Origin of the sequence: Pollutimonas harenae, from assembly GCF_004153685.1 — a bacterium.
Taxonomy (GTDB): Bacteria; Pseudomonadota; Gammaproteobacteria; order Burkholderiales; family Burkholderiaceae_B; genus Pusillimonas_C; species Pusillimonas_C harenae.
Window position 1 is genome coordinate 273,517 of the sequence record NZ_SDQD01000002.1, and the last position, 23,156, is coordinate 296,672.

Annotated in this window: 21 protein-coding genes; 16 read left to right on the forward strand and 5 right to left on the reverse strand. The window is 56.4% G+C overall.

The window, feature by feature from the left end:
• Positions 1-23 precede the first annotated feature (23 nt).
• Both ERD84_RS08135 and ERD84_RS08140 read left to right on the forward strand, forming a co-directional pair.
• Positions 24-977, forward strand: a complete 954-nt coding sequence (locus ERD84_RS08135; protein WP_130039135.1) for a CysB family HTH-type transcriptional regulator — start codon at positions 24-26, stop codon at positions 975-977.
• A 97-nt stretch (positions 978-1,074) separates the two neighbouring features.
• Complete coding sequence (locus ERD84_RS08140) at positions 1,075-1,470, forward strand: DUF2325 domain-containing protein (protein ID WP_130039136.1); 396 nt, start codon at positions 1,075-1,077, stop codon at positions 1,468-1,470.
• Positions 1,471-1,540: 70 nt separating this feature from the next.
• On the opposite strand, the gene ERD84_RS08145 is transcribed toward ERD84_RS08140, so the two are convergent.
• Positions 1,541-2,188, reverse strand: coding sequence for a C40 family peptidase (locus ERD84_RS08145; protein ID WP_180001929.1), 648 nt, complete (start codon positions 2,186-2,188; stop codon positions 1,541-1,543).
• A gap of 315 nt (positions 2,189-2,503) precedes the next feature.
• Here ERD84_RS08145 and ERD84_RS08150 point away from each other — a divergent pair, with 315 nt between their 5' ends.
• The 4 genes from ERD84_RS08150 (at position 2,504) to ERD84_RS08165 (ending at position 7,408) form a co-directional block, all read left to right on the forward strand.
• Positions 2,504-2,911, forward strand: coding sequence for a GlcG/HbpS family heme-binding protein (locus tag ERD84_RS08150; RefSeq protein ID WP_130039137.1), 408 nt, complete (start codon positions 2,504-2,506; stop codon positions 2,909-2,911).
• Between the two features lie 46 nt (positions 2,912-2,957).
• A complete protein-coding gene (locus ERD84_RS08155) occupies positions 2,958-4,286 on the forward strand; it encodes an MFS transporter (RefSeq protein WP_130039138.1) in 1,329 nt (442 codons plus the stop codon).
• 136 nt (positions 4,287-4,422) lie between these two features.
• Positions 4,423-6,402 carry an acetate--CoA ligase gene (acs, locus tag ERD84_RS08160; RefSeq protein ID WP_130039139.1) on the forward strand — a complete coding sequence of 660 codons (1,980 nt, stop codon included), beginning with the start codon at positions 4,423-4,425 and terminating at the stop codon, positions 6,400-6,402.
• 100 nt (positions 6,403-6,502) lie between these two features.
• Positions 6,503-7,408 carry a DMT family transporter gene (locus ERD84_RS08165; protein ID WP_130039140.1) on the forward strand — a complete coding sequence of 302 codons (906 nt, stop codon included), beginning with the start codon at positions 6,503-6,505 and terminating at the stop codon, positions 7,406-7,408.
• Positions 7,409-7,423: 15 nt separating this feature from the next.
• Here the strand turns inward: ERD84_RS08165 and ERD84_RS08170 are convergent, their stop codons facing one another.
• The gene (locus ERD84_RS08170; RefSeq protein ID WP_167667364.1) at positions 7,424-9,070 is read right to left on the reverse strand and encodes an electron transfer flavoprotein-ubiquinone oxidoreductase; all 1,647 of its coding nucleotides are present in this window, start codon (positions 9,068-9,070) and stop codon (positions 7,424-7,426) included.
• 132 nt (positions 9,071-9,202) lie between these two features.
• Here ERD84_RS08170 and ERD84_RS08175 point away from each other — a divergent pair, with 132 nt between their 5' ends.
• From ERD84_RS08175 to ftsB, 10 genes are all read left to right on the forward strand, one after another.
• Entirely contained in the window at positions 9,203-9,643 is a 441-nt protein-coding gene (locus ERD84_RS08175) for an acyl-CoA thioesterase (RefSeq protein WP_130039141.1), read from the forward strand.
• 68 nt (positions 9,644-9,711) lie between these two features.
• Entirely contained in the window at positions 9,712-10,419 is a 708-nt protein-coding gene (locus tag ERD84_RS08180; RefSeq protein WP_130039142.1) for a CoA transferase subunit A, read from the forward strand.
• 2 nt (positions 10,420-10,421) lie between these two features.
• Positions 10,422-11,075, forward strand: coding sequence for a CoA transferase subunit B (locus tag ERD84_RS08185; protein WP_130039143.1), 654 nt, complete (start codon positions 10,422-10,424; stop codon positions 11,073-11,075).
• Between the two features lie 90 nt (positions 11,076-11,165).
• On the forward strand, positions 11,166-12,959 hold the full coding sequence (locus tag ERD84_RS08190; protein ID WP_130039144.1) for an aminopeptidase P family protein: 1,794 nt from the start codon (positions 11,166-11,168) through the stop codon (positions 12,957-12,959).
• 104 nt (positions 12,960-13,063) lie between these two features.
• On the forward strand, positions 13,064-14,716 hold the full coding sequence (locus tag ERD84_RS08195; RefSeq protein ID WP_130039145.1) for a CTP synthase: 1,653 nt from the start codon (positions 13,064-13,066) through the stop codon (positions 14,714-14,716).
• A gap of 9 nt (positions 14,717-14,725) precedes the next feature.
• The gene (gene kdsA, locus ERD84_RS08200) at positions 14,726-15,568 is read left to right on the forward strand and encodes a 3-deoxy-8-phosphooctulonate synthase (RefSeq protein WP_130039146.1); all 843 of its coding nucleotides are present in this window, start codon (positions 14,726-14,728) and stop codon (positions 15,566-15,568) included.
• A gap of 139 nt (positions 15,569-15,707) precedes the next feature.
• Positions 15,708-17,321, forward strand: a complete 1,614-nt coding sequence (locus tag ERD84_RS08205; RefSeq protein ID WP_130039147.1) for an MDR family MFS transporter — start codon at positions 15,708-15,710, stop codon at positions 17,319-17,321.
• A complete protein-coding gene (locus tag ERD84_RS08210) occupies positions 17,314-17,757 on the forward strand; it encodes a MarR family winged helix-turn-helix transcriptional regulator (RefSeq protein ID WP_130039148.1) in 444 nt (147 codons plus the stop codon). Before ERD84_RS08205 ends, ERD84_RS08210 begins: the two co-directional genes overlap by 8 nt.
• A 166-nt stretch (positions 17,758-17,923) precedes the next feature.
• Positions 17,924-19,210: a phosphopyruvate hydratase gene (eno, locus tag ERD84_RS08215; RefSeq protein ID WP_130039149.1), complete on the forward strand. Its 1,287-nt coding sequence runs from the start codon at positions 17,924-17,926 to the stop codon at positions 19,208-19,210.
• A 51-nt stretch (positions 19,211-19,261) separates the two neighbouring features.
• Positions 19,262-19,588, forward strand: a complete 327-nt coding sequence (ftsB, locus tag ERD84_RS08220; RefSeq protein ID WP_130039150.1) for a cell division protein FtsB — start codon at positions 19,262-19,264, stop codon at positions 19,586-19,588.
• 26 nt (positions 19,589-19,614) lie between these two features.
• Here the strand turns inward: ftsB and ERD84_RS08225 are convergent, their stop codons facing one another.
• The 3 genes from ERD84_RS08225 to ERD84_RS08235 all read right to left on the reverse strand — a co-directional run bounded on the left by ERD84_RS08225 (position 19,615) and on the right by ERD84_RS08235 (position 23,099).
• Positions 19,615-20,673: a TadE/TadG family type IV pilus assembly protein gene (locus ERD84_RS08225; protein ID WP_130039151.1), complete on the reverse strand. Its 1,059-nt coding sequence runs from the start codon at positions 20,671-20,673 to the stop codon at positions 19,615-19,617.
• A 135-nt stretch (positions 20,674-20,808) separates the two neighbouring features.
• Complete coding sequence (hslO, locus tag ERD84_RS08230) at positions 20,809-21,732, reverse strand: Hsp33 family molecular chaperone HslO (RefSeq protein ID WP_130039152.1); 924 nt, start codon at positions 21,730-21,732, stop codon at positions 20,809-20,811.
• Positions 21,733-21,746: 14 nt separating this feature from the next.
• Positions 21,747-23,099 carry an acetate--CoA ligase gene (locus ERD84_RS08235; protein ID WP_130039153.1) on the reverse strand — a complete coding sequence of 451 codons (1,353 nt, stop codon included), beginning with the start codon at positions 23,097-23,099 and terminating at the stop codon, positions 21,747-21,749.
• Positions 23,100-23,156: the final 57 nt, after the last annotated feature.

The window sequence follows — 23,156 nt, forward strand, 5'->3', positions numbered from 1 at the left end:
CTTGATATTCAAGGGCTATTTTTATGAATCTGCAGCAATTTCGTTTTGTTCGGGAAACCATACGCCGTAATTTCAACCTGACTGAGGCTGCACGCACCTTATATACCTCGCAGCCTGGTGTATCAAAGGCCATCATCGAGTTTGAAGACGAGTTGGGTGTCAAGATATTCGAGCGACACGGAAAGCGCATCAAGGGCCTGACCAAGCCTGGACATGTAGTGGCGCAGGTCATTGACCGCATCATGCGCGAAGTAGACAACCTGAAAAAAGTGAGCGATGAGTTCGCCCGACGTGACGAAGGCGGCTTGACCATTGCCTGTACGCACGCTCAGGCGCGCTATATCCTGCCAAAAGTCATACCGGCGTTCCGCGAGCGCTTTCCCAAGGTCAGGCTGTCGCTGGCTGAAGGTAATCCACCCCATTTGGCCCGTATGGTGCTGCACGAGCAGGCCGACGTTGCGATTGCAACCGAGACACTGGCACTGACGCCAGGTCTGGCTTCATTGCCAGTGTATTCCTGGGAGCACACCATCGTTGTGCGGCCAGACCATCCGCTTGCTCAACTGACGTCCAGTGCCGCCAAGGCGATCACTCTTGCACAACTGGCCGAATACCCGATCGTCACCTATGATCACGCTTTTTCTGGACGGGGGACGCTCGACGAGGTGTTTGCCTCGGCCGGCATTACGCCTGATATCGTGTTGGAAGCGATCGATGCGGACGTGATCAAGACTTATGTAGACGTAGGTCTGGGCATAGGCATTATTGCAGGCATGGCGTTTGACCCTCGCCGGGACAAGGGTTTGGTGGGCTTGCCTGCCGGTCATCTGTTCGGCACGCATGTTACTCGTGTGGCGGTCAAGTCGGGTGTCTTTCTACGCGATTACGTGTACGTATTGCTTGAAATGCTGGCTCCCGAACTGACGCGCAAGGTTGTGCAGGAAGCCATCAACAAGAGTCCCAAGGTCGACCCCTGATCTTTCGGAAAATAGTTTTGAAGAGGGTTCCAGATTTAAGTTGACAATGATAATAAGAATGATTATCGTTAGCGAAACAACTTGCTTTGGAGCAATCATGTCGCAATACGTTAGTGCAGTAGTGGTGGGGGCCGATCGTTTGGGCAATATCCCGGAACTATTGAAGGGGCATAATATTGCTATTCGCCATCACATCAGCGGTCGTGACCCTTCACATCAAAAGAAAACGCTGCAACTGCCGTCAGGCACCGAATTATTGATTTTGCTCACTGATTTCCTGGGCCATAACGTCATGAAAACCTTTCGTGCGGCGGCTCAGCGGGCGGGTATCAGGGTATTGGCTTGCAGGCGTTCGGTCTGCAGCATGAAGCAAGCGTTGAATCAGTGCGGCTACTGTGAGGCCTGCGATGCAAAACTTTCGGCAAGCGAGCCGCAAGTCAAATTTGCGGCGACGGACAGGCGGGGTGCACGCCCGAGAGTTCGGGCGGCATAATACGCTGTTTGGTTAATTCGAATTCGTAAATTCAACGAGCTTAAGTGTACAAGCTCGTCAGGCAAGGGCCTTAATGGGTTGTATTGATGGCCAGCCTGCGGGCGCCGTTATAGCGCTTTTTCCAATAGGCGATGTCCATGCTTTCGATACGCACTACGCTTCCGGTACGAGGGGCATGCACGAACTTGCGATCGCCCAGATAAATACCTACATGTGAAAAACGACGTCCTCGGGTATTGAAGAATACGAGATCGCCTTTTTTGAGTTCGTTGCGTTTGACCGAGGTGCCCAAGCGCGCCATTTGAGCGGATTGGCGAGGCAATTTCAAGCCTAGCGATTTTTCAGCTGCGTAGGTGACCAGACCGCTGCAGTCGAAGCCAGTGTCAGGCGTTTCGCCACCATAACGATATTTGATGCCCAGCACACTGAGTGCTGTTGACGCCAGTGCCGATGTGGCTGCTGGTGAAGTGCCGTGCGCGTAACTTTGTTCGCGATTGGATAGATAGGCGCCTAGGGGATCGGATTGAGTCTTGGCCAGGTAGAGGTCGCGTTCAGCCTTGATGAGCATGCTGCTGTTGGCGAACTGGTTTTGACTATTGCTATTGGTGGCGCAGCCTGCGAGGGCCAGGCAAGAGAGCGCTAACAGGCTTTTGGCGCCGCGCCAGAAATTTTGAGCTGTAAAGTACGGAGATAGGCGGTATAGTCGGTGCGGCGGCATAATTAACGGGTTTTTGTTTGCATAAAGCCCACCGCCGGATTTTCGATTTGGCAACAAATAACAGTGAAATCGATAATGTTTGGCAGAAAATGCGGGCTAAAGAGAAAACTTTACACAAATTAAACTTAAGGGACCCGGCAAGTTTAACGAATTGACGCTTAAACGTAAAGAAGTTTTGCCTGATCCAAAGTTTTTTACTTGCAGTATTTGATGGTAGTCGCTTTACGTCGGCAGGCGTGCAGGCTAGTCTATAGGCCGCGTCGGCGGCGACCGCTGCGTTATTTGATAATAATGATTATTTGCTTAAGGATACATATGAAAACCAAACCTGTACTGAGTCTGGCTGATGTAAAAGCGATCTTGTCAGCAGCAGAACAGCATGCCGGCAAGAACAAGTGGGCAGTCACCATTTCAGTCGTAGATGACGGTGGCCACCTGCTGGGCATGCTGCGGCTCGATGGCGCAGCACCGATCTCCGCGCATATTGCGCCGGCCAAGGCTCATACGGCTGCGTTGGGGCAACGCGAATCCAAAGGTTACGAAGACGCCATCAATCAGGGCCGTACGGCGTTTCTATCGGTACCGGCCATTCAGGGCATGCTTGAAGGCGGAGTACCGATCGTGGTTGATGGCCAGGTGGTGGGCGCAGTAGGTGTGTCTGGTGTGAAGTCGTCTGAAGATGTGGAAATTGCCCGAGCAGGCATCGCAGCGCTGCAGGCATGATGCATAAATCGTAAATACGTGAAGATCCATGCAAGAAGAGGACGCAATGCCTGCTGATAAGACTGGTTCTGCTTCAGCAGTGCAGGCTTCCGGGCCGAATTCCGCCTTGAATGCAGGCGTGGCAAAACGCGAAGTGTGGGCATGGGCCATGTATGACTTTGCCAATTCCGGCTTTACCACGGTTGTCCTGACTACGGTTTTCAGCGTTTATTTCGTGGGTGTTGTGGCTGCCGGCAAGTCCTGGGGCACGCTGGCTTTTACAGCGGCTTTGTCGTTGTCGTATTTATTGATTATGTTCACCATGCCCAGCCTGGGGGCTCGTGCTGATGCCCGGGCTGGCAAGCGTCGCTTGTTGTTTACCAGTACGGTGGGCTGCGTGGTGGCAACGGCCTTGCTGGGCCTGACAGGGCCCGGCGATATCTTTTGGGGCTTGCTGGTGATTGCCCTGGCCAACTACTGTTACTGTGTGGGCGAGTCCATTGTCGCAGCCTTTTTGCCGGAAATTGCACGGCCCCATGCCTTGGGGCGCGTGTCAGGATGGGGCTGGAGTTTTGGGTATTTTGGCGGCATGCTGGCCCTGGGCCTGTCGCTGGCCCTGGTGTCGTGGGCCAGTGGGCGCGGCCAGACGGCCAGCCAGTACGTTCCTTACGTCATGGTGTTGACGGCGGGTCTGTTTGCTCTGGCCGCCATACCGTCTTTTCTTTTTTTGCGCGAGCGTACGCCACCCACGCATAAACCTGCGGAAGGCGTGCTGGGGCGCCTGCGGGCAGCATGGCACGATACGTCCGTCAACTTTCCCGACTTTCGTATTTTGTTGATTTGCGGCGCCTGCTATCAGGCGGGCATTGCGGTCGTCGTGACGCTGGCGGCGGTGTACGCCACCGAAGCCATGGGTTTCACCATGGAGCAGACCATGCTGCTGGTCTTTACGGTCAATATTGCAGCGGCTGCCGGAGCGTTTCTGTTCGGCTATCTACAAGACAGACTTGGCCATAAGCCTGCGTTGTTCATGACTCTGGTGGGTTGGATTGTCATGGTGCTGCTGGCTTACAGCGCCATCGAGGTCTGGGTGTTCTGGCTGGCGGCTACCGTGGCCGGCCTATGCATGGGGACCAGCCAGAGCGCGGGACGGGCTATGGTGGGTGCGCTGGCGCCGCGCAAGCGCCTGGCCGAGTTCTATTCTCTATGGACATTCGCCATACAGCTTGCCGCTTTGGTCGGGCCTTTGTTCTATGGCTTGGTCACCTGGCTCACCGATGGCAACCATCGGCTGGCCCTGCTGTGCACCGGAGTGTTTTTCGTGGCTGGACTGGCTGTACTCACGCGTCTGGATTTTGCTCGCGGGGCGCGAGCGCGCGATACTATGTCTGTGTAGCCTGCGAGGTTCATCAGGCACGCTAATAATCCATCACAAATATAAGCAACAAAGCAATCATGCCGGGAGTTGTCAGCATGATGTAAGTCTTGTCCGCTACGGTAGATGAATAATTCAACAAAAAGGAGCGAGCAGCATGTCTAATGAGATTGAATCCATATTGACGGAGAACCGTGTTTTTCCTCCCTTCGACAACTTGGTTCAGGGTGCCGCGATTTCCGGTATGGACGGGTATCGTGCGATGTGTAACGAGGCTGATGCGAACCCAGATGAGTTCTGGGCGCGCTTGGCCCGAGAGAATCTAGTCTGGAATAAGCCTTTCACTCAGGTACTCGACGAGTCGGAAGCGCCGTTCTATCGTTGGTTTGGTGATGGTGAGCTAAACGTTTCCGCCAATTGCCTCGACAAGCATCTTGGCACGCCAACTGCCAATAAAACGGCGCTTATTTTCGAATCCGATGACGGCAAGGTGACCAAAGTCACCTACAAAGAGCTGCATGCGCGTGTATGTGAGTTCGCCAACGGCATCAAGGCTCTGGGCCACAAGACCGGCGAGCGGGCCATTATTTACATGCCCATGTCCATCGAAGCCGTGGTGGCCATGCAGGCATGTGCTCGTCTGGGCATCATCCACTCGGTAGTGTTTGGCGGGTTTTCTTCCAAAAGCCTGCATGAGCGTACGGTCGATGTGGGCGCATCCCTGGTCATTACCGCTGACGAGCAGGTACGTGGTGGCAAGACCATACCCCTGAAGAATGCGGTGGATGAAGCGCTGGGTATGGGTGGTTGCGAAGCTGTCAGCCATGTGATCGTCTACAAGCGCACAGGTGGCCAGGTAGCCTGGAGCGAAGGGCGCGATGTCTGGATGCATGATGCGACGGCCAATCAGGCCAGTCAATGCGAGCCGGTTGCGCTGAGTGCCGAACATCCTTTATTCATTTTGTATACCTCAGGTTCGACAGGCAAGCCCAAGGGCGTGCAGCATGCCTCGGGTGGCTTTCTGCTGTGGTCCCTGCTGACGGTCAATTGGACGTTCGATGCCAAGGACAGCGATGTATTCTGGTGCACCGCCGATGTGGGCTGGGTGACAGGACACACCTATATTACCTACGGCCCGCTGGCGGCCGGGCTGACTCAGGTGGTATTTGAAGGTGTGCCTACTTATCCCACGGTAGGCCGATTCTGGGACATGATTCAGCGTCACAAGGTTACTGTGTTCTATACGGCGCCCACGGCCATTCGTTCCCTGACCAAGGCTGCCGAGGCTTCGCCATCCCATCATCCGCGTGAATACGATCTGAGCTCCCTGCGCATTATTGGATCAGTGGGTGAACCTATCAATCCGGAAGCCTGGATGTGGTATTACAAGAACGTGGGGGGCGAGCGCTGCCCGGTGCTGGATACCTGGTGGCAAACAGAAACCGGGGCTCACATGATCACCCCGCTGCCTGGTGTGACACCACTCAAGCCAGGGTCTTGCACCTTACCCTTGCCAGGTATTGCGGCGGCGGTCGTCGACGAAGCTGGAGAAGAGGTCGAGCAGGGCAAGGGCGGCTTCCTGGTGATCAAGCGTCCATGGCCCGGAATGATACGCACCATCTGGGGCGACCCAGAGCGCTTCAAGAAAAGCTATTTTCCACCCGAACTCAAGGGCTATTACTTGGCTGGCGACGGTGCGCAGCGGGATAAAGACAATTATTTCTGGATCATGGGTCGCATCGACGACGTCCTGAATGTTTCAGGCCATCGCTTGGGCACCATGGAGGTTGAGTCGGCATTGGTTGCACACGACCTGGTGGCTGAGGCCGCAGTGGTTGGGCGTCCGGATGCGACCACGGGCGAGGCCGTGGTCGCGTTTGTGGTGCTCAACCAGTCCTTGCCGGAAGGTGAAGAGGCTGATCATATTGCCAAGCAATTGCGCGACTGGGTGGCACGCGAAATTGGCCCCATTGCCAAGCCCAAAGACATACGTTTCGGCGAGAACCTGCCCAAGACCCGGTCGGGCAAAATCATGCGGCGTCTGCTGCGTGTGGTGGCCAAGGGCGAGCAGGTCACGCAAGATGTATCCACACTGGAAAATCCTGCGATTCTCGATCAGTTGTCGCAAGCACATTAGTATTTTGGTGAGGCATGCTGGCCCGGCTGTGATGCCGGGCCAGGAATGATATATTGTTGATCCTTCCCGCCTCGGTCTCGGGCCCGCTTTGGAGCAGCAATTGAATTCAAAACAAACCGATCACGGCGCCATGTTGCTGATGGCCCTGACGGTGACCCTATGGGGGTTCAGCTGGATCGTCATGAAGCACTTGGTGGCTTTCATAGGTCCCTTTGACCTGGTCATGGCACGCTACGGTCTGGCTTTTGTTGTTTTGCTGCTCGTGTTGTTGCTTACCCGGCAGTCTCTTAAGTTCCCCCCCTTTCTGCTGACCTTGGGCATTGCCATCTTCCAGACGACGGCGTTTCAATGCCTGTGTCAGTTTGCCCTGGTAACAGGTGGGGCGGGCCGAGTCGTAATGCTGGCCTACACCATGCCCTTTTGGGTTGTTCTGTTTGCTTGGCTTCTGCTTGGAGACCGCCCGACCCGGCGCCATGCACTGGGGTTTGCCTGCGCCGGAGCAGGGCTGCTTGCCATTATCGCCCCATGGCAGGGCATGGGTTCATTGACGGGTTCCGTGCTGGCTTTGTTGGGTGGTATCAGTTGGGGCTTGGGAACCGTCTTGTCCAAAATCATGTTCCAGCGTCATGCTCCCAATGTACTGAACCTGACCATGTGGCAGATGGCGCTGGGGGCACTATTGTCCTTCCTGGTAACACTGGTCGTGCCGCAGCAAGATGTTGTCTGGGCGCCTGACCTCTTCTGGGGTATTGCCTACATGGCGGTGATTGCGTCAGCGTTGGGTTGGTGGCTCTGGATGTCAGTGGTGCGGCGCGTGAGCGCGACCGTTGCCGGGATGTCCAGCCTGGGAGTGCCTGTCCTGACAGTAGTACTGGCCTGGTTGATTTTGTCCGAGCAGCCCACGTCGCTCGAGTTGACTGGAGTTGCTCTGGTGATGGCGGGGCTGGTCGTCGTGAACCTGGAAGGGTCTCGCGGCAAAGCCCCTGGCGGGCAGGGCGCGACATAAAGCCGCGCCCGTGCATTACATGCCGTTGTAGACCGGGCCTTCGCCACCTTGCGGGGCGACCCATACGATATTTTGGGTGGGGTCTTTGATATCGCAGGTTTTGCAGTGCACGCAGTTTTGTGCATTGATTTGCAGCTTGTCTTCGCCATTGTCCGTCTTGACGAATTCGTATACGCCTGCGGGGCAGAAGCGCGCCTCGGGGCCACCATATTTGGCCAGGTTGACCGATACGGGTACCGAGGAATCCTTAAGGGTCAGATGAACGGGCTGATCTTCCTCGTGGTTGGTATTCGAGATAAACACCGAGCTCAGACGGTCGAAAGTCAGCTTGCCGTCCGGCTTGGGATAGTCGATGCGCGCGCACTCGGCAGCAGGTTGCAGGCAGGCGTGATCGGGCTTGCTATGATGCAGCGTCCAGGGCATCTTGCCTTTGAGCAGCCATTGTTCAACGCCCGTCATGATGGTGGCTACAGTGCGGCCTTTTTTGAACCACTGCTTGAAGTTTCGGGATTTGTTCAGTTCGGCATGTAGCCAAGAACTCTGGAAGGCAGTGGGGTAGGCCACCAACTCGTCGTGTCGTCGATCGGCCACGATGGCGTCAAAGGCGGCTTCGGCAGCCAGGGCGCCAGTCTTGATGGCTGAGTGACTACCCTTGATGCGCGACGCATTCAAGACGCCTGCCTCACAGCCGACCATGACGCCGCCGGGAAAGCACAGCTTGGGCAAAGATAGCAGGCCGCCTGCCGTGAGCGAGCGTGCGCCATAGGCGATGCGTTTGCCGCCTTCAAAAGTGGGACGGATCGCGGGGTGGGTTTTATAACGCTGGAACTCTTCGAAGGGTGACAGCCACGGATTGGCATAGTCCAGGCCCACGACCAGGCCAACCACGACAATATTGTTGTTCAGGTGATAAAGAAACGAGCCGCCATAGGTGTCGGAATCTAGTGGCCAGCCCGCCGTGTGCACCACCAGTCCGGGTTGTGATTGGGCCGGGTCGACTTCCCACATTTCCTTGATGCCTATACCGTAACTTTGTGGGTCGCGCCCTGCGTCGAGCTTGTAGCGATCGATAAGCTGGCGGCCGAGCTGCCCGCGCGAGCCCTCGGCAAATACGGTGTAGCGTGCCAGCAGCTCCATGCCGGGCTGGTAGTGCCCGGAGTGAGAGCCGTCGCGGGCTACACCCATGTCGCCAGTGGCTACGCCTTTTACAGCGCCATCGTCGGTGTAGAGGATTTCAGCCGCCGCAAAGCCCGGGAAAATATCGACGCCGAGGGCTTCGGCTTGTTCGCCCAGCCAGCGGGTGACGTTGCCGAGCTGGACAATGTAATTGCCATGATTCTGGAAACAGGCGGGCAGCAGCCAGTTGGGTGTCGGGCGAGCGCCTTTTTCGGTCAGGAACAGGAACTTGTCCTCGGATACGGCCGTATCCAGCGGAGCACCTTTTTCTTTCCAGTCGGGAATCAGCTCTGTGAGCGCGCGAGGGTCCATCACGGCACCGGACAGAATATGAGCGCCGATTTCGGCGCCTTTTTCAAGTACGCAAACGCTGATTTCGTGTTCGTGCTGTGCGGCCAGTTGTTTTAACCGTATGGCGCTGGCCAGGCCTGCTGGCCCGCCTCCGACGACGACGACGTCGTACTCCATGGATTCGCGTTCAGACATTGCAAAATTCTCCTGTCTTTCTTTATGTGCTGCAGCTCGACACTGCTGTATGGCTACGGATTCGTAAAAAAATGGTTCTGTGCGTCACGTTATACTTGCCCGTACTGTAGGGCCTGGATAGGACGCTGATCAATGCAAATCATAACCCCAACATCAACACCTGCTGTCGGTAGTGTTTACCGCTGTGCCATGCCAGTGCGCTGGGGTGACCTTGATGCCCTGAATCACGTAAATAATACTGTGTATTTTCGTTTCTTTGAGGAAGCGCGGGTGCAATTGTTCTCTCAGGTGGGAATTATGCCCCCTTCACGCAAGGCCGGTGTGGTGGCGCACGTTGCCTGTGATTTTCTTAAGCCCCTGATGTATCCGGCCATGGCCGTAGTGACCCAGGTACTGGTTCGGGTGGGTCGTTCCAGCATCGAAATGGAGACCTTGCTCGAACGTGAGGATGAGCCAGGCGTTCTCTATGCGAAAGGCAGTTATGTCATTGTTGGCACTGATGCCGAAACGGGCAAGTCACTGCCTTGGTCCGAACAAGAGCTGGCACTTCTGGCAGAATTGATGTCAGCGTAAAATTTTTGACTGGCCGAGGGTGTTGCCACTCAAAGCCGAAGAATGACAATTGAATAAGGATAGGAGTAATGGATAAAGTCTATGCCAGCGCCGAAGAAGCGCTGAAGGGCGTCGTCGCCGACGGCCAGACCATTGCCGTAGGCGGCTTTGGTCTCTGCGGTATTCCTGAGGCACTTATTGCAGCATTGCGCGATTCAGGTGTGCAGAATTTGACTTGTGTCAGCAATAACGCCGGTGTCGACGGTTTCGGCCTGGGTCAGTTGCTGTCCACCCGCCAGATCAAGAAAATGATTGCCTCGTATGTGGGCGAGAACAAAGAGTTCGAACGCCAGTATCTGGCGGGCGAGCTAGAGCTGGAATTCACACCGCAGGGTACGCTGGCCGAAAAACTGCGTGCCGGCGGCGCAGGTATCCCGGCTTTTTTCACCCGTACGGGTGTGGGCACCATAGTGGCCGATGGCAAAGAGCTGCGCGAGTTTGATGGCGAAACCTATGTGATGGAACGCTCGATTGTCCCCGATGTGTCGCTGGTCAAGGCCTACCGGGCTGATCGCAGCGGCAACCTGCAGTTCCGCAAAACAGCGCGCAACTTCAATCCCAATGTGGCCATGGCGGGCAAGATCACCATTGTCGAGGTCGAGGAAATCGTTGAGCTGGGTGCCATCGACCCCGACCAGGTGCATTTGCCAGGCATTTATGCACATCGTCTTGTGCTCAATGCCAATCCGGAAAAACGCATTGAGCAACGTACTGTCCGCAACGCGCAAGGAGCATAACAATGGCTTGGACTCGTGATGAAATGGCGGCACGCGCCGCGCGTGAACTGCAAGACGGTTTTTATGTGAACCTGGGCATAGGTATGCCTACACTGGTGGCCAACCATGTCCCCGAAGGTGTCGAGGTCTGGTTGCAATCCGAGAACGGTTTGCTGGGCATAGGTCCATTCCCGACCGAAGACGAAATTGACGCCGACATGATCAATGCCGGCAAGCAAACGGTCACCACTTTGCCAGGCTCGTCCATCTTTGCTTCGGCCGATTCGTTTGCCATGATCCGTGGCGGCAAGATCAATCTCGCCATTCTGGGTGCCATGCAGGTGTCCGAAAAGGGCGATCTGGCCAACTGGATGATCCCGGGCAAAATGATCAAAGGCATGGGTGGTGCCATGGATTTGGTGGCAGGGGTCAGCCGGGTGGTTGTACTGATGGACCACGTCGCGCGTAAAAAAGACGGCACCGAAGACATGAAGCTCTTGCCTGAATGCACGCTGCCTTTGACCGGCGTTGGTGTGGTCGACCTGATCATCACTGACTTGTGCGTCCTCGAGGTTACCGATAATGGACTCAAGCTGCTCGAAATGGCGCCTGGGGTCACGGTCGACGAAATCAAGGCCAAGACGGCCGCCAAGCTGGATGTTTCGGCTGTAGCATAAGCCTGATCAGTCCGAATATCGGCCCCGGCCAACGCCTGCGTCAGTCATCACCGTGCTGGCGCAGGCGTTTACGTTTCTGAAGGAAGTAATGTGAGTCAGTCTGTTTTTGCCCAACGTATCCAGGCTTTGCGCCAGGCCATGCAGGCCCACAAGGTGCAGGCTTGCGTCGTCCCCACCTCCGATCCTCATTTGTCCGAATACTTGCCGGAGCGTTGGCAGGGCAGGCAATGGTTGAGTGGTTTCGAAGGATCAGCAGGGACACTGGTGGTCAGCGACACGTACGCGGGGCTCTGGACCGATAGCCGCTACTGGGAGCAGGCCGAGCATGACCTGCAGGGCACAGGCATTACGCTCATGCGTGCCGGGCAGGCGGGTGTGCCCGGGCCGGCCGCATGGCTGGCCGAGTATCTGACCCCGGGCGAGCGAGTGAGCGTCGACGGACAAGTGCTGGCGCTGCAAACCTATAGGCAGTGGCAAGAGGTTCTGTCCAAAAAGAATATTGTCTTGCTGACCGATATTGATGTGCTGAATGATGTCTGGACTCCGCGCCCGGCATTGCCGCAGGGCACAGTGTTTGAGCATCTTGCGCCGTTTGCTTGTCGCAGCAGGGCTCAGAACCTGGCCGATGTCAGGGCTGCCATGGCCGAGCATCAGGCTGATTGGCATTGGTTGTCTTCGCTGGACGATATTGCCTGGTTGTTCAATCTGCGCGGCAACGATGTGCCCTACAACCCAGTCTTCCTGGCCTATGCGCTGATCGGTGCCGACACCGCCCGCCTGTTTGTGGCGCCAGGAAAAATAGCGGCTGATCTGCAAGAGCGCCTGCTGGCCGATGGCATCAGTATTGCCCCTTACGACGAGGCCGCCGGGGCGCTGGCTTGCCTGCCAGAAGGCCAGGCTTTGCTGCTTGATCCTGCGCGTTCCACCGTAGGTACATTTGGTGCTGCTGCGTTTGTCGATGTGGTGGAAGCTATTAATCCGTCGCAGTTGTTCAAGTCGCGCAAGAATGCCGCCGAGGCCGATCATGTACGCCTGACCATGGAGCAAGATGGCGCGGCCCTATGCGAATTCTTTGCCTGGTTCGAGGCTGCCCAGGGACGCGAGCGCATTACTGAAATAACGATAGACGAGCAAATCACTGCCGCACGCAGCCGGCGGCCAAATTTTGTGACGCCCAGCTTCAGCACGATTGCGGCCTTCAATGCGAATGGCGCCATGCCACACTATCACGCCACAGAGCAGGCGCATGCCGTCATTGACGGGAACGGCTTGCTGTTGATTGATTCGGGCGGCCAGTATTTGGGCGGAACCACAGACATTACGCGCGTTGTGCCAGTAGGTCAGGTCAACGATGCACAGAAGCGCGACTACACGGCTGTGCTCAAAGGCATGATCGCTTTGTCGCAAGCGGTTTTCCCTTGTGGTACGGCGGCACCCTTGCTTGACACCATTGCCCGCATGCCGATCTGGCAGACAGGTGCCGATTACGGCCATGGTACCGGCCATGGTGTGGGTTACTTCATGAATGTGCATGAAGGCCCTCAATCCATTGCATACCGGGCTACCATCAACCCGAACATGGCCATGGAAGCCGGCATGATCACCTCAAATGAGCCTGGCTTATACAGGCCGGGCCAGTGGGGCATACGCATAGAAAATCTGGTGCTGGCCGTTGCCGGGCCGCAGACTGAATTTGGTGAGTTCCTGCAGTTTGAAACCCTTACCTTGTGTCCCATCGACACCCGCTGCATCGACATCAGCCTGCTTTCGGAGTCTGAGCGTGGCTGGCTGAATCGCTATCATGAGCAGGTGCGCGAGCGTTTGCTGCCCTGGGTAGAGGGTGGCGCAAAAGACTGGTTGCTCGAACGCACCAGGGCGTGCTGACGCTGCCGAACGATTTGGCAGGCAATTGGCCCAGGCCCGATTTGATCGGGCTATAATCCAAATTTCCCGCTCCTGCCCGGTTGCCCCGGGCATGTAAATTTACAATGACCAAATACGTATTTGTCACGGGAGGTGTCGTTTCCTCCCTCGGTAAGGGCATTGCTGCAGCGTCGCTGGCAGCCATTCTTGAGTCGCGGGGCCTGCGGGTCACCATGCTGAAGCTCGACCCGTATATCAACGTCGATCCGGGCACCATGAGCCCCTTCCAGCATGGCGAAGTCTTCGTTACTGAAGACGGCGCCGAAACAGACCTTGACTTGGGCCACTACGAGCGTTTCATTTCTACGCGCATGCGTAAGGTGAATAACTTCACTACTGGGCAAATCTACGAGTCGGTGCTGCGCAAAGAGCGCCGCGGCGATTATCTGGGCAAGACTGTGCAGGTCATTCCCCACATTACCAACGAAATCCAGGATTTCGTCGCACGGGGTGCCAAGGCGGCCCACGATGGCATTACCGACGTCGCAATTGTTGAAATTGGCGGCACCGTCGGCGATATCGAATCCTTGCCATTTCTCGAGGCTGCCCGGCAAATGAGCTTGCGTCTGGGGCGTAACAATGCCGCATTTGTGCACCTGACGCTCGTGCCCTTTATTGCCTCGGCAGGCGAACTTAAGACCAAGCCTACTCAGCACTCCGTACAGAAATTACGTGAAATCGGCATTTATCCGAATGCTTTGCTCTGCCGTGCCGATCGTCCCGTCCCGGCCGACGAGCGCGCCAAGATTTCCTTGTTCTCCAATGTACCGCTTGATGCCGTCATTTCAGTCTGGGACGCAGATTCCATTTATAAAATTCCAGCCATGCTGCATCAGCAAGGCCTCGACAATCTGGTGTGTGATGCCTTGGGCATCACGCCGCCTCCGGCCGACCTGACCATGTGGGATCGTTTGGTTGATGCCATCGAAAATCCCCTGCACACCGTGCGCATTGGGATGGTGGGCAAGTATGTCGACCTGACCGAGTCGTATAAATCGCTTAGCGAAGCCTTGGTTCACGCGGGCATACACACTCGTTCGCGCGTGCTGGTCGAATACCTGGACTCCGAAGAGATCGAAGCGCAGGGCACTGATTGCCTGAAAGGTCTGGATGCCATTCTGGTGCCAGGCGGTTTTGGCAAGCGTGGCACCGAGGGCAAGATTCAGGCTATACGCTACGCACGTGAAAACAGTGTGCCTTATCTGGGTATCTGTCTGGGCATGCAGTTGGCTGTGGTCGAGTTCGCACGCGATGTGGCAGGGCTGGGCGGCGCCAATAGTACCGAATTCGATCCCTCCGCTCCGCATCCTGTGGTTGCCCTGATCACCGAGTGGCAAGATCGAGAAGGAAAGGTCGAAAAACGCGACGTTGATTCCGATCTGGGCGGCACCATGCGCAAGGGTGCACAGCGTTGCCCGGTCACCTCAGGCACGCGTGCCCACCAGATTTACGGCGACGTAGTCAACGAGCGCCACCGTCATCGCTACGAAGTCAACAATGTCTATGTGCCGCGGCTCGAAGAAGCGGGTATGGTCATCAGCGCTCGTACGCCCACTGAAAATCTGCCTGAAATCATGGAGTTGCCTGGCCACCCCTGGTTCATGGGGGTTCAGTTCCACCCAGAGTTCACCTCAACGCCGCGCGACGGGCATCCGCTGTTTTCAAGCTACATCCAGGCAGCCATCAACTATCAGGAACAGCGCAAGGCGGCTGAATAAGGAATTGCCATGAAACTGTGCGGCTTCGACGTCGGACTTGAACATCCTTTTTTCCTGATCGCCGGGCCGTGCGTGATCGAATCTCGTCAGATGGCGTTTGACACCGCCGGACGGCTGCAGGAAATCACCAGAAAACTGGGTATTCCCTTTATCTATAAAAGTTCGTTCGACAAGGCCAATCGGAGCTCCGATCAGTCTTATCGCGGGCCGGGGCAAGAAGAAGGGTTGCAAATTCTGGCCGATGTGCGCTCGCAGTTGCAGGTGCCGGTCCTGACCGATGTACATACCACCGAACAGGTGGCCCAGGTGGCTGCGGTGGTTGATGTCCTGCAGACACCAGCATTTCTATGTCGGCAAACCGATTTTATTCATGCCTGTGCCGCCACGCTCAAGCCTGTCAACATCAAGAAGGGCCAGTTTCTGGCTCCGCACGATATGGCCCAGGTCGTTGCCAAAGCTCGTGCCGCTGCTCTGACGGCGGGCGGAGACGGCCACAACATCATGGTGTGCGAGCGCGGCGCTTCATTTGGTTATAACAATCTGGTTTCCGATATGCGCTCCCTGGCGATCATGCGTGAAACCAACTGTCCTGTGGTCTTTGATGCCACCCATTCGGTGCAGTTGCCGGGCGGGCAGGGCACCAGTTCGGGTGGCCAGCGTGAGTTCGTCCCAGTGCTGGCACGTGCGGCCGTGGCGGTTGGCATCGCCGGGATCTTCATGGAAACGCACCCCAACCCTGATCAAGCGCTCTCTGATGGCCCCAATGCCGTTCCGCTGGATCAAATCGAGAGCTTGCTCAGCACGCTGGTAGATATCGATCGTTGTGTAAAAGCCGGCGGCGTCCTGAGCTAATCTTTGGCATGGGTGCCACCCCATGGCGCCCTCATGTGCACCATTGACCTTGCAGCCTGTTCCTTGCTGCGCTTGCGAGCAATTCAGGCCTGCGATAGAATCATTGACTTATCAATGATTGATCTATCAATAGAACTGTATGGCTCCTGCCGTCTCTGCATCGCCCTCTGAAACAGGACGTGTACTTTCCGTCCGTCAGTCTTTGCTGGCGATGACCGGGCTTGCATTCCTTACCATGATGGTCGCTGTCGACCAGACAGTTGTCGGCACGGCCTTACCCACTGTCGTTGCCGAGCTCAATGGCTTCGAGCTTTACGCCTGGGTGGCTACCGCCTATCTGCTGACTTCCGTCATTACGATTCCCATTTTCGGCAGACTGGGCGATTACTATGGCCGCAAGCCATTCGTCGTGGCTTCCGTAGTCGTCTTTATGCTGGCTTCGGTACTCTGCGGCATTTCCGACAGCATGGTGCAGCTGGTGTTTGCGCGCGCCTTGCAGGGCATAGGCGGCGGTATGCTGGTGGCCACTGCTTTTGCGTGCGTCCCCGATCTGTTCCCCGACTCACATGTGCGATTACGCTGGCAAATTTTGCTGAGTAGTGCTTTTGGCATTGCCAATGCCGTGGGCCCCACCTTGGGCGGCTTCCTGACCCAATATATGGGTTGGCGCTCGGTGTTTTTTGTCAACCTGCCTATTGGTGTGTTGAGCCTGTTCTTTCTGTGGCGCTATCTGCCGCGCATACGTCAGATTCAATCCGCCGATATTCGCCTGGATTGGCAAGGGGCAGTGCTGGTTGCCCTGTTCCTCGGGAGTTTGCAGTTTTTTGTTGAGCTGCTACCCCGCTATGGGGCGGGTCTGCCCATGGTCTCTTTGGGTGTTTTCTGCGGCCTGATGCTGACCGCGCTTATCTTTTGGGAAAAGCGTTGTCCGCATCCTTTGATACCACTCGATATGTTCCGGAATAAAAGCCTGGCAGCTTTATTCTGTCTGTCGCTGTTCATGGGCTTTATCTTGTTTGCCTTGTTGTTTTATTTGCCTTTGATGCTGCAAGGCGGGTTTGGCCTGACCCCGCAGCAGGTGGGTTTGCTGATTACCCCATTGGTGGTATGCATCACTTTGGGCAGTGTTGCCAACGCACGAATTATTATTCGTCTGTCCAGACCCAATCATATGTTGTATGCCGGTTTCGTCTTGCAGGTATTGGCTTGCGCAGGCATGGTGACGGCGCATCAACATACTTCTCAGTGGCTGATTGTGCTGTATATGATGATGGCGGGCCTGGGCTTGGGTTTTGTCATGCCTAACTTGACGGTATTTGCTCAGGAAACTGCTGGGCGTGCCTTGCTGGGTATCTCGACTGCGATGCTGCAATCGGTGCGCATGATAGGCGGCATGCTGGGCACGGCCATAGTGGGTACCATGGTGACCTATTACTATACCGATGGTATACGCCAGGCGGTTCCCGAGGGCCATGGCCAGCCATGGCTGAACTTGCTTGAAAATCCTCAGGTGCTGGTCAATAGTCGCATTCAGGGCGATTTCATGGCGCAGCTGGAAGAGCTGGGCCTGTCAGGTCAGGGGCTTATAGAGCAGGCGCGTGTTGTATTGGTCGATGCCGTGCACTCGGGTTTGGTGACTGCCTTGCTGATGGCTTTGATTGGCCTGTTCTGGGTATACAGAGTGCCCGTCATTCATTTTACCCGGACGGTAGGCGTCAAGCCCGCGGAAAAACAGGTGTCTTCCGATGAGTGAGCTTCCTCAATTGCAGGCCATGCAACAACTGGGGCGTACTTATCGTGCCTTGATGTCCACCTTTGAAAGCAATATAGGACACTCCATGCCGCGCTGGCGCATATTGCTGACTTTGCATCAAAAGGGTGAAAGCTCGCAGAAGCAGCTGGCTCAAGACCTGGTCATAGACCCGGCTGCCCTGACGCGGCATATCAAGGCCATCGAGCGTGAAGGCTGGATAGAGCGCCATAGCGATGTCAACGATAACCGGCTGACCAATGTGGCGCTGACCAATACGGGACGCGATATCGTCCGGAAAACCATGCCTTTGCGTACGGATTTCATCGAGCATGCCTTTGGGGATCTGCCGCTGGGGCAAATCCAGGCCTTGACGACCCTGCTGCAGACTCTGGAGCAGGGTTTGCAGCAGCGCCGCAGTAAGCCATTCAGTGACTGAGTATGAAATTTCTTATCTTTTGAAGGCAATATAATCCGTCTCATGCTCGGCACAGGTACAATCGGGCGATTGTGTTTGCGCTTATGCATCAGCCGCGCCAAGCACCCGGGCCGTAATTCGGCCTTCTTTCCGCGTAACTTTACATTCAGGCAGGACAGTCAAAATCATGAGTGCAATTGTAGATATCATTGGTCGCGAAATTCTTGATTCGCGCGGCAACCCGACCGTTGAATGTGATGTATTGCTAGAGTCCGGCGCCATGGGGCGTGCTGCCGTGCCATCCGGTGCCTCTACGGGGGCGCGCGAAGCCATCGAGCTGCGCGACGGCGACGAAAGCCGCTACCGGGGCAAGGGCGTCCTGCGTGCCGTCGAGAACCTGAATACAGAAATCTCCGAGGCACTCATGGGGCTCGACGCACAAGAGCAGACTTTTGTTGACCGTACACTGATCGACCTCGATGGCACCGAAACAAAAAGCAGGCTGGGCGCCAATGCCCTCCTTGCCGCCAGCATGGCTGTCGCGCGTGCTGCCGCCGACGACTCAGGCTTGTCGCTATACCGTTATTTCGGCGGCAGTGGCCCCATGCAGATGCCTGTGCCCATGATGAATGTCATCAATGGTGGCGCGCATGCCAACAATACGCTCGACATGCAAGAGTTCATGATTCTGCCTATTGGCGCCACCAGCTTTCGCGAAGCGCTGCGTATGGGCGCCGAGATCTTCCACACCCTGGCCAAGCTGCTGAACAAGCAGGGCATGTCGACGGCAGTGGGCGATGAAGGCGGTTTTGCGCCCAATGTGACTAATCACGAAGCAGCCATACAACTGATACTGCAGGCAATTTCCGAAGCCGGCTACGAGGCAGGTTCACAAGTCGCCCTGGGCCTCGATTGTGCCAGCTCCGAGTTCTACCGGGATGGCAAGTATCGCCTGGACGGCGAAGGCGGTATTGAACTGAGCTCGGCAGATTTCGCCAACTTGCTGGCCGGCTGGTGCGACAAATACCCCATTATTTCGATCGAAGACGGCATGGCCGAAAACGACTGGGAAGGCTGGAAGGTGCTGTCCGATCAGCTGGGTAAAAAAGTGCAGTTGGTGGGCGACGACCTGTTCGTGACCAATACCAAGATCCTGAAGCAAGGCATAGATCAAGGTATTGCCAATTCCATTCTCATAAAAATCAATCAAATCGGCACCCTGACCGAAACGTTTGCGGCCATCGAAATGGCCAAGCGTGCAGGCTATACCGCAGTCATTTCCCATCGTTCGGGCGAAACCGAAGATGCCACGATTGCCGATATTGCCGTTGCTACCAATGCCATGCAAATCAAGACAGGTTCGCTATCGCGTTCCGATCGCATGGCCAAGTACAACCAGTTGCTCCGTATCGAAGAAGAGCTTGCCGAAGTGGCCTCTTATCCCGGCCGCGATGCCTTCTATAATCTGCGCTAGAAATTCCGGCGGTAAAGCAGCCCGGCCTGGCCGGGTTGTTTTTGGTAAAAAATGCGACTGCTACTTATCGTTCTGGCTCTCCTGACTATCCTTACCCAGTACCCGCTCTGGTGGGGAAAAGGCGGGTGGATGCGAGTACAGGAACTGCAAAAGAAAGTTACTACGCAACAAGAAACCAATGATGCCTTGCTGGCCCGGAACAACGCCTTGCAAGCCGAGGTTCAGGATCTCAAGTCAGGTACCGATGCGATCGAGGAACGTGCCCGCGGCGAGCTCGGCATGATCAAAGAGGGCGAGATTTACGTGCAAATTCTTAAGCCCAACGAGCATGAGCCACGGGTAAAAACACCCAAAATCCCAGACAGAAAAGGAAACTGACGCCCCCAGGCGGATGCTGGCTGGCCTTAAGCAGGCGTGCAGCACAAGCTTAGCCCGCAGGATGGGTCGTCAGGGGTGACGGCCAGCTCGGTTGTACCCGGAGGAGCCGACGGTGCTGCTGCGGGATGCGGCAACGAAACCATGGGGTCTTCAGTGTGTGGCACCCTACCCAGGATGGGCGTATCGGCCACGGGGTCTGGTCGAGGGGCGCCGCCACCCGCCGGAAGTTGACGTAAGCACCACATGCCGGTGCAAGGCTTGGCGACAAAGGCTGTCTGGCTGCTGTCGGCAAGCGTAGCCGGCCGAACGATGTGGCCGCCAGCTGGCATGGGCCAGCGTACCGGATGAGATTGCATGGTCAGGCTGATTTCACGACTCATTGGCAGGTAGCCATGCGCCAGTGCACGCTGGCTGTAGCCGCCATGGGGGTTGCCAAGCAGGCGCAGCAACCCTTTGATGCCAGGAAGTACGGGCTTGTGCAGATAGCTGAGTTGAAGAGTCAGGGTATTGGCCTGATAAATGGATGCTTTTGATTCTGGCCCCAGGCCATTGAGCCAACCCGAGGCGCGGCGACGCTGATCCTGTTCGAACTGATAGTTGTTGTTGATAGCGGGTAGCCTGTCATATGCTGCTTGGCGCAATTGGGGGTCGGCAAAGTCGTTGAATGCGGCGGACGAGGGGGACAGAACCGTGATTTTCCATGGTGTGCTTGCGGTGTCGCGTTTACGTTGCTCGAAAGCCAATTGCTGGTTCTGGCGGGCACTGTGACCGCTAGTTGCGGGAAACAGCGGCAGCAGGGCGTATTCGAAGGCTTGGGCCATGCTTTCAGGGCGCGCATGCGTGCTGATGCCGGCTCGGCCGGCCTCGAGCAAGGCCAGGCTGACGACCTGACGAGTCAGGAGCCAGTGGGCGACTTCGATACTGCCCAGGCCCAATAGCAATATAGGTACGGCAATGATGGAAAACTCAATCAGTCCGGCACCAGCTTGTGATGAGTGCTGACGAACTCTGCCGGATCGAGGGTAGGCGAAAACGCGTACCCGGCGGCGGAAAGCTGGAACGAGATCGATACGGGCTGGTGGCATGGCATGCAGTGTGGCGCCAGCCTGACGTATTGTCGATTGTGGATATTGCTTAGGTTATGCCGCTTTGGAGGCGGCAGGGCTGCCCGCGTTGCGGGCGGGCCGTGTAGATATATTGCGCCCTGCGCTTGTAGAAGGCTAGTGAATTGAGCCGTCGTTGCCGTGTGTCGCGCCGGGTTGATTCGTAAAAAGGCCTGCGCAGTCTACGGCGTCGAATTGATAGGGCTTGCCACAGAAATTGCACAAGATATCGATTTTTTCGCGCTCGCTGAGGATATCTTCGACTTCTTCGCGTCCCAGTGCCAGCAGCATGGCGGCGACTCGATCCCGGTTGCAGGGGCAATACCAGCGTATGCTTTGCGGCTCGAAAGAAATCAGTTCTTCTTCCCAGAACAGCCGTGTAATCAGCGAGTCGGTATCGAGGCTCAGCAGCTCGTCGTGCTTGAGTGTGGCGGCCAGAAAGCCCGCACGTTGCCAGGTTTCTTGTTGTGCCTCGGGTGTCGTGCTCTCGATGCCGCCATGTGCTGGCAGACGTTGCAGCAGCAGGCCTGCGACGTGCTCGGCATCGGACGCCAGCCACAGGCGGGTGTCGAGTTGCTCGGAGTCGCGCATATACCGCTCCAACACTTGTGCTACGGAGTCTCCTTCGAGAGGAACTATTCCCTGGTAGGGCTTGAGCTGTGCATTTTTGACGGAAGGGTCCAGAATCACCATAAAGCGGCCTGTGCCCTGAGTATTGAGCAGCGTCTGCAGTGTGCCATCAGCGGGAATATCGTGCCCTTCGCGCACGCTTACCGTGGCGCGTATGGACAGGTCGGTGGTGCATTCGACTACTAGCAGGGCCAGGGGGCCGTCGCCCTGTAGCTGTAGTACCAGAGAACCATCAAACTTGATGTTGGAGGTGAGCAGGATGGCTGCAGCCACTAGTTCGCCCAGCAGCGATTGCACGCAGGCGGGGTAATGTTGGTGCGCCAGTCCGGTTTGCCAGGCTTCGGTCAGTTTGACGGCCTGAATGCGAGTGCTGTGGTCGGACAGCAGGTATTTCTTGAGTTGATCAGTCATAAGCGAATTTTAGCCTATGACTGTGCTGTCCCTTGAGGTTCTTTGCGGCGTCCGGCATACCAGTAATAACCATCGTCGTCGACCTGGGCGAGTTCGCCCGTCAGGTACCAGTCGTTCTGGAATCGTGACAGGGTTGCCTCATCGTTGCGCCAATAGCCCAGGAACATCAACGGATCAATATGGCCGTGCAAATCGTAGCGGTTCAGTGCAATTTCGCCGGTCTTGCCCGGCGGGCAAGGCTTGCCTTTATTATCGAGGACAGCCACATGATGTCCTGGATAGGGACGTCCCATGCTGCCAGGCTTGGCTGGCCACCTTTTGTGGCTATTGCCTATCAGTTGATTCGTTTCAGCCTGGCCGAACTCCTGGTTGGGTGTAATATCCAGGGCATCCTGGCACCACTGGAAGATGTCTTCGTCCAGGCCTGTGCCGTTGATTGTCATGGCGCGTAAGCTCAGCTTATATTGGCTACGTGGCTGGGGAATATCGTGCATCAGAGCGCTGAGCGCGGCAGGTGTCAGGAAGGCGTTACTGACTTGATAGCGTTCCATGATCTCGAAGGCGAGCACCGGTGTGAACTGACCGATGGTGCTGACGATCGCATGGCCGAAATACAGTGTGGGCAGCAGGGCGTTCATGAGGCCGTCTGCTGACTGCCAGCCCGAAGGGCTCCAGAATACGTCGCCTGCTTGGGGAAACCAGTTCTGCGAGGCGACGAAGCCGGGCAGTACGCCGATGAGCGTACGATGAGCCAGCAAGATACCTTTGGGTGTGGCCACGCCGTGATCTGGTGCATACAACAGCAGCGCCGGGCTGCCTGACGAAGTAGGTAAGGGCTTGAAACTGGTGGGCTGCCGTGCCAGCAGCGAGTGCCACGGAATAATGGCTTCGTGCTGGAAGTCCAGGCCGATAATCTGTGACAGCGCCGAATACTTGTTTTGAGCCAGTAGCAAATTACTGGCGCAGGCCGCATCGACGATAGCAATGCGGATATTGGCGTCTTGCAGGCAGGCGGCGAGCTCATCGGTGTTGTACCCGGGAGACAGCGGCACGACAATGGCGCCTACGCTGAATATGGCTGTGTAAGCAGCAACGGCTTCTGGGCGCTGCTCTGTGAGCACGGCGATGCGATCGCCTGCCTGTATGCCCATTTTGATCAGGCCATTGGCTAATTGATTGGCCGTATCGGAAAGCCGCGTATAGGTCCAGACTTCGCGCTGGCCCTGTGCGTTTTCGTGGAAGATGGCGATACGCCGCCCTTCAAGTGGATTTTGCGCCCAGCGGTGCACGCACGCTTGCGCAATATTGAATTGAGAGGGGACAAACCACTGGTAAGACTGGTACAGCGCCGAGTATTGGTCGTTCATTGTCTTTTTGATTCAATGGATCGAATAGGGGCGAGCCCCTTTCCTTACCCCGAAGCA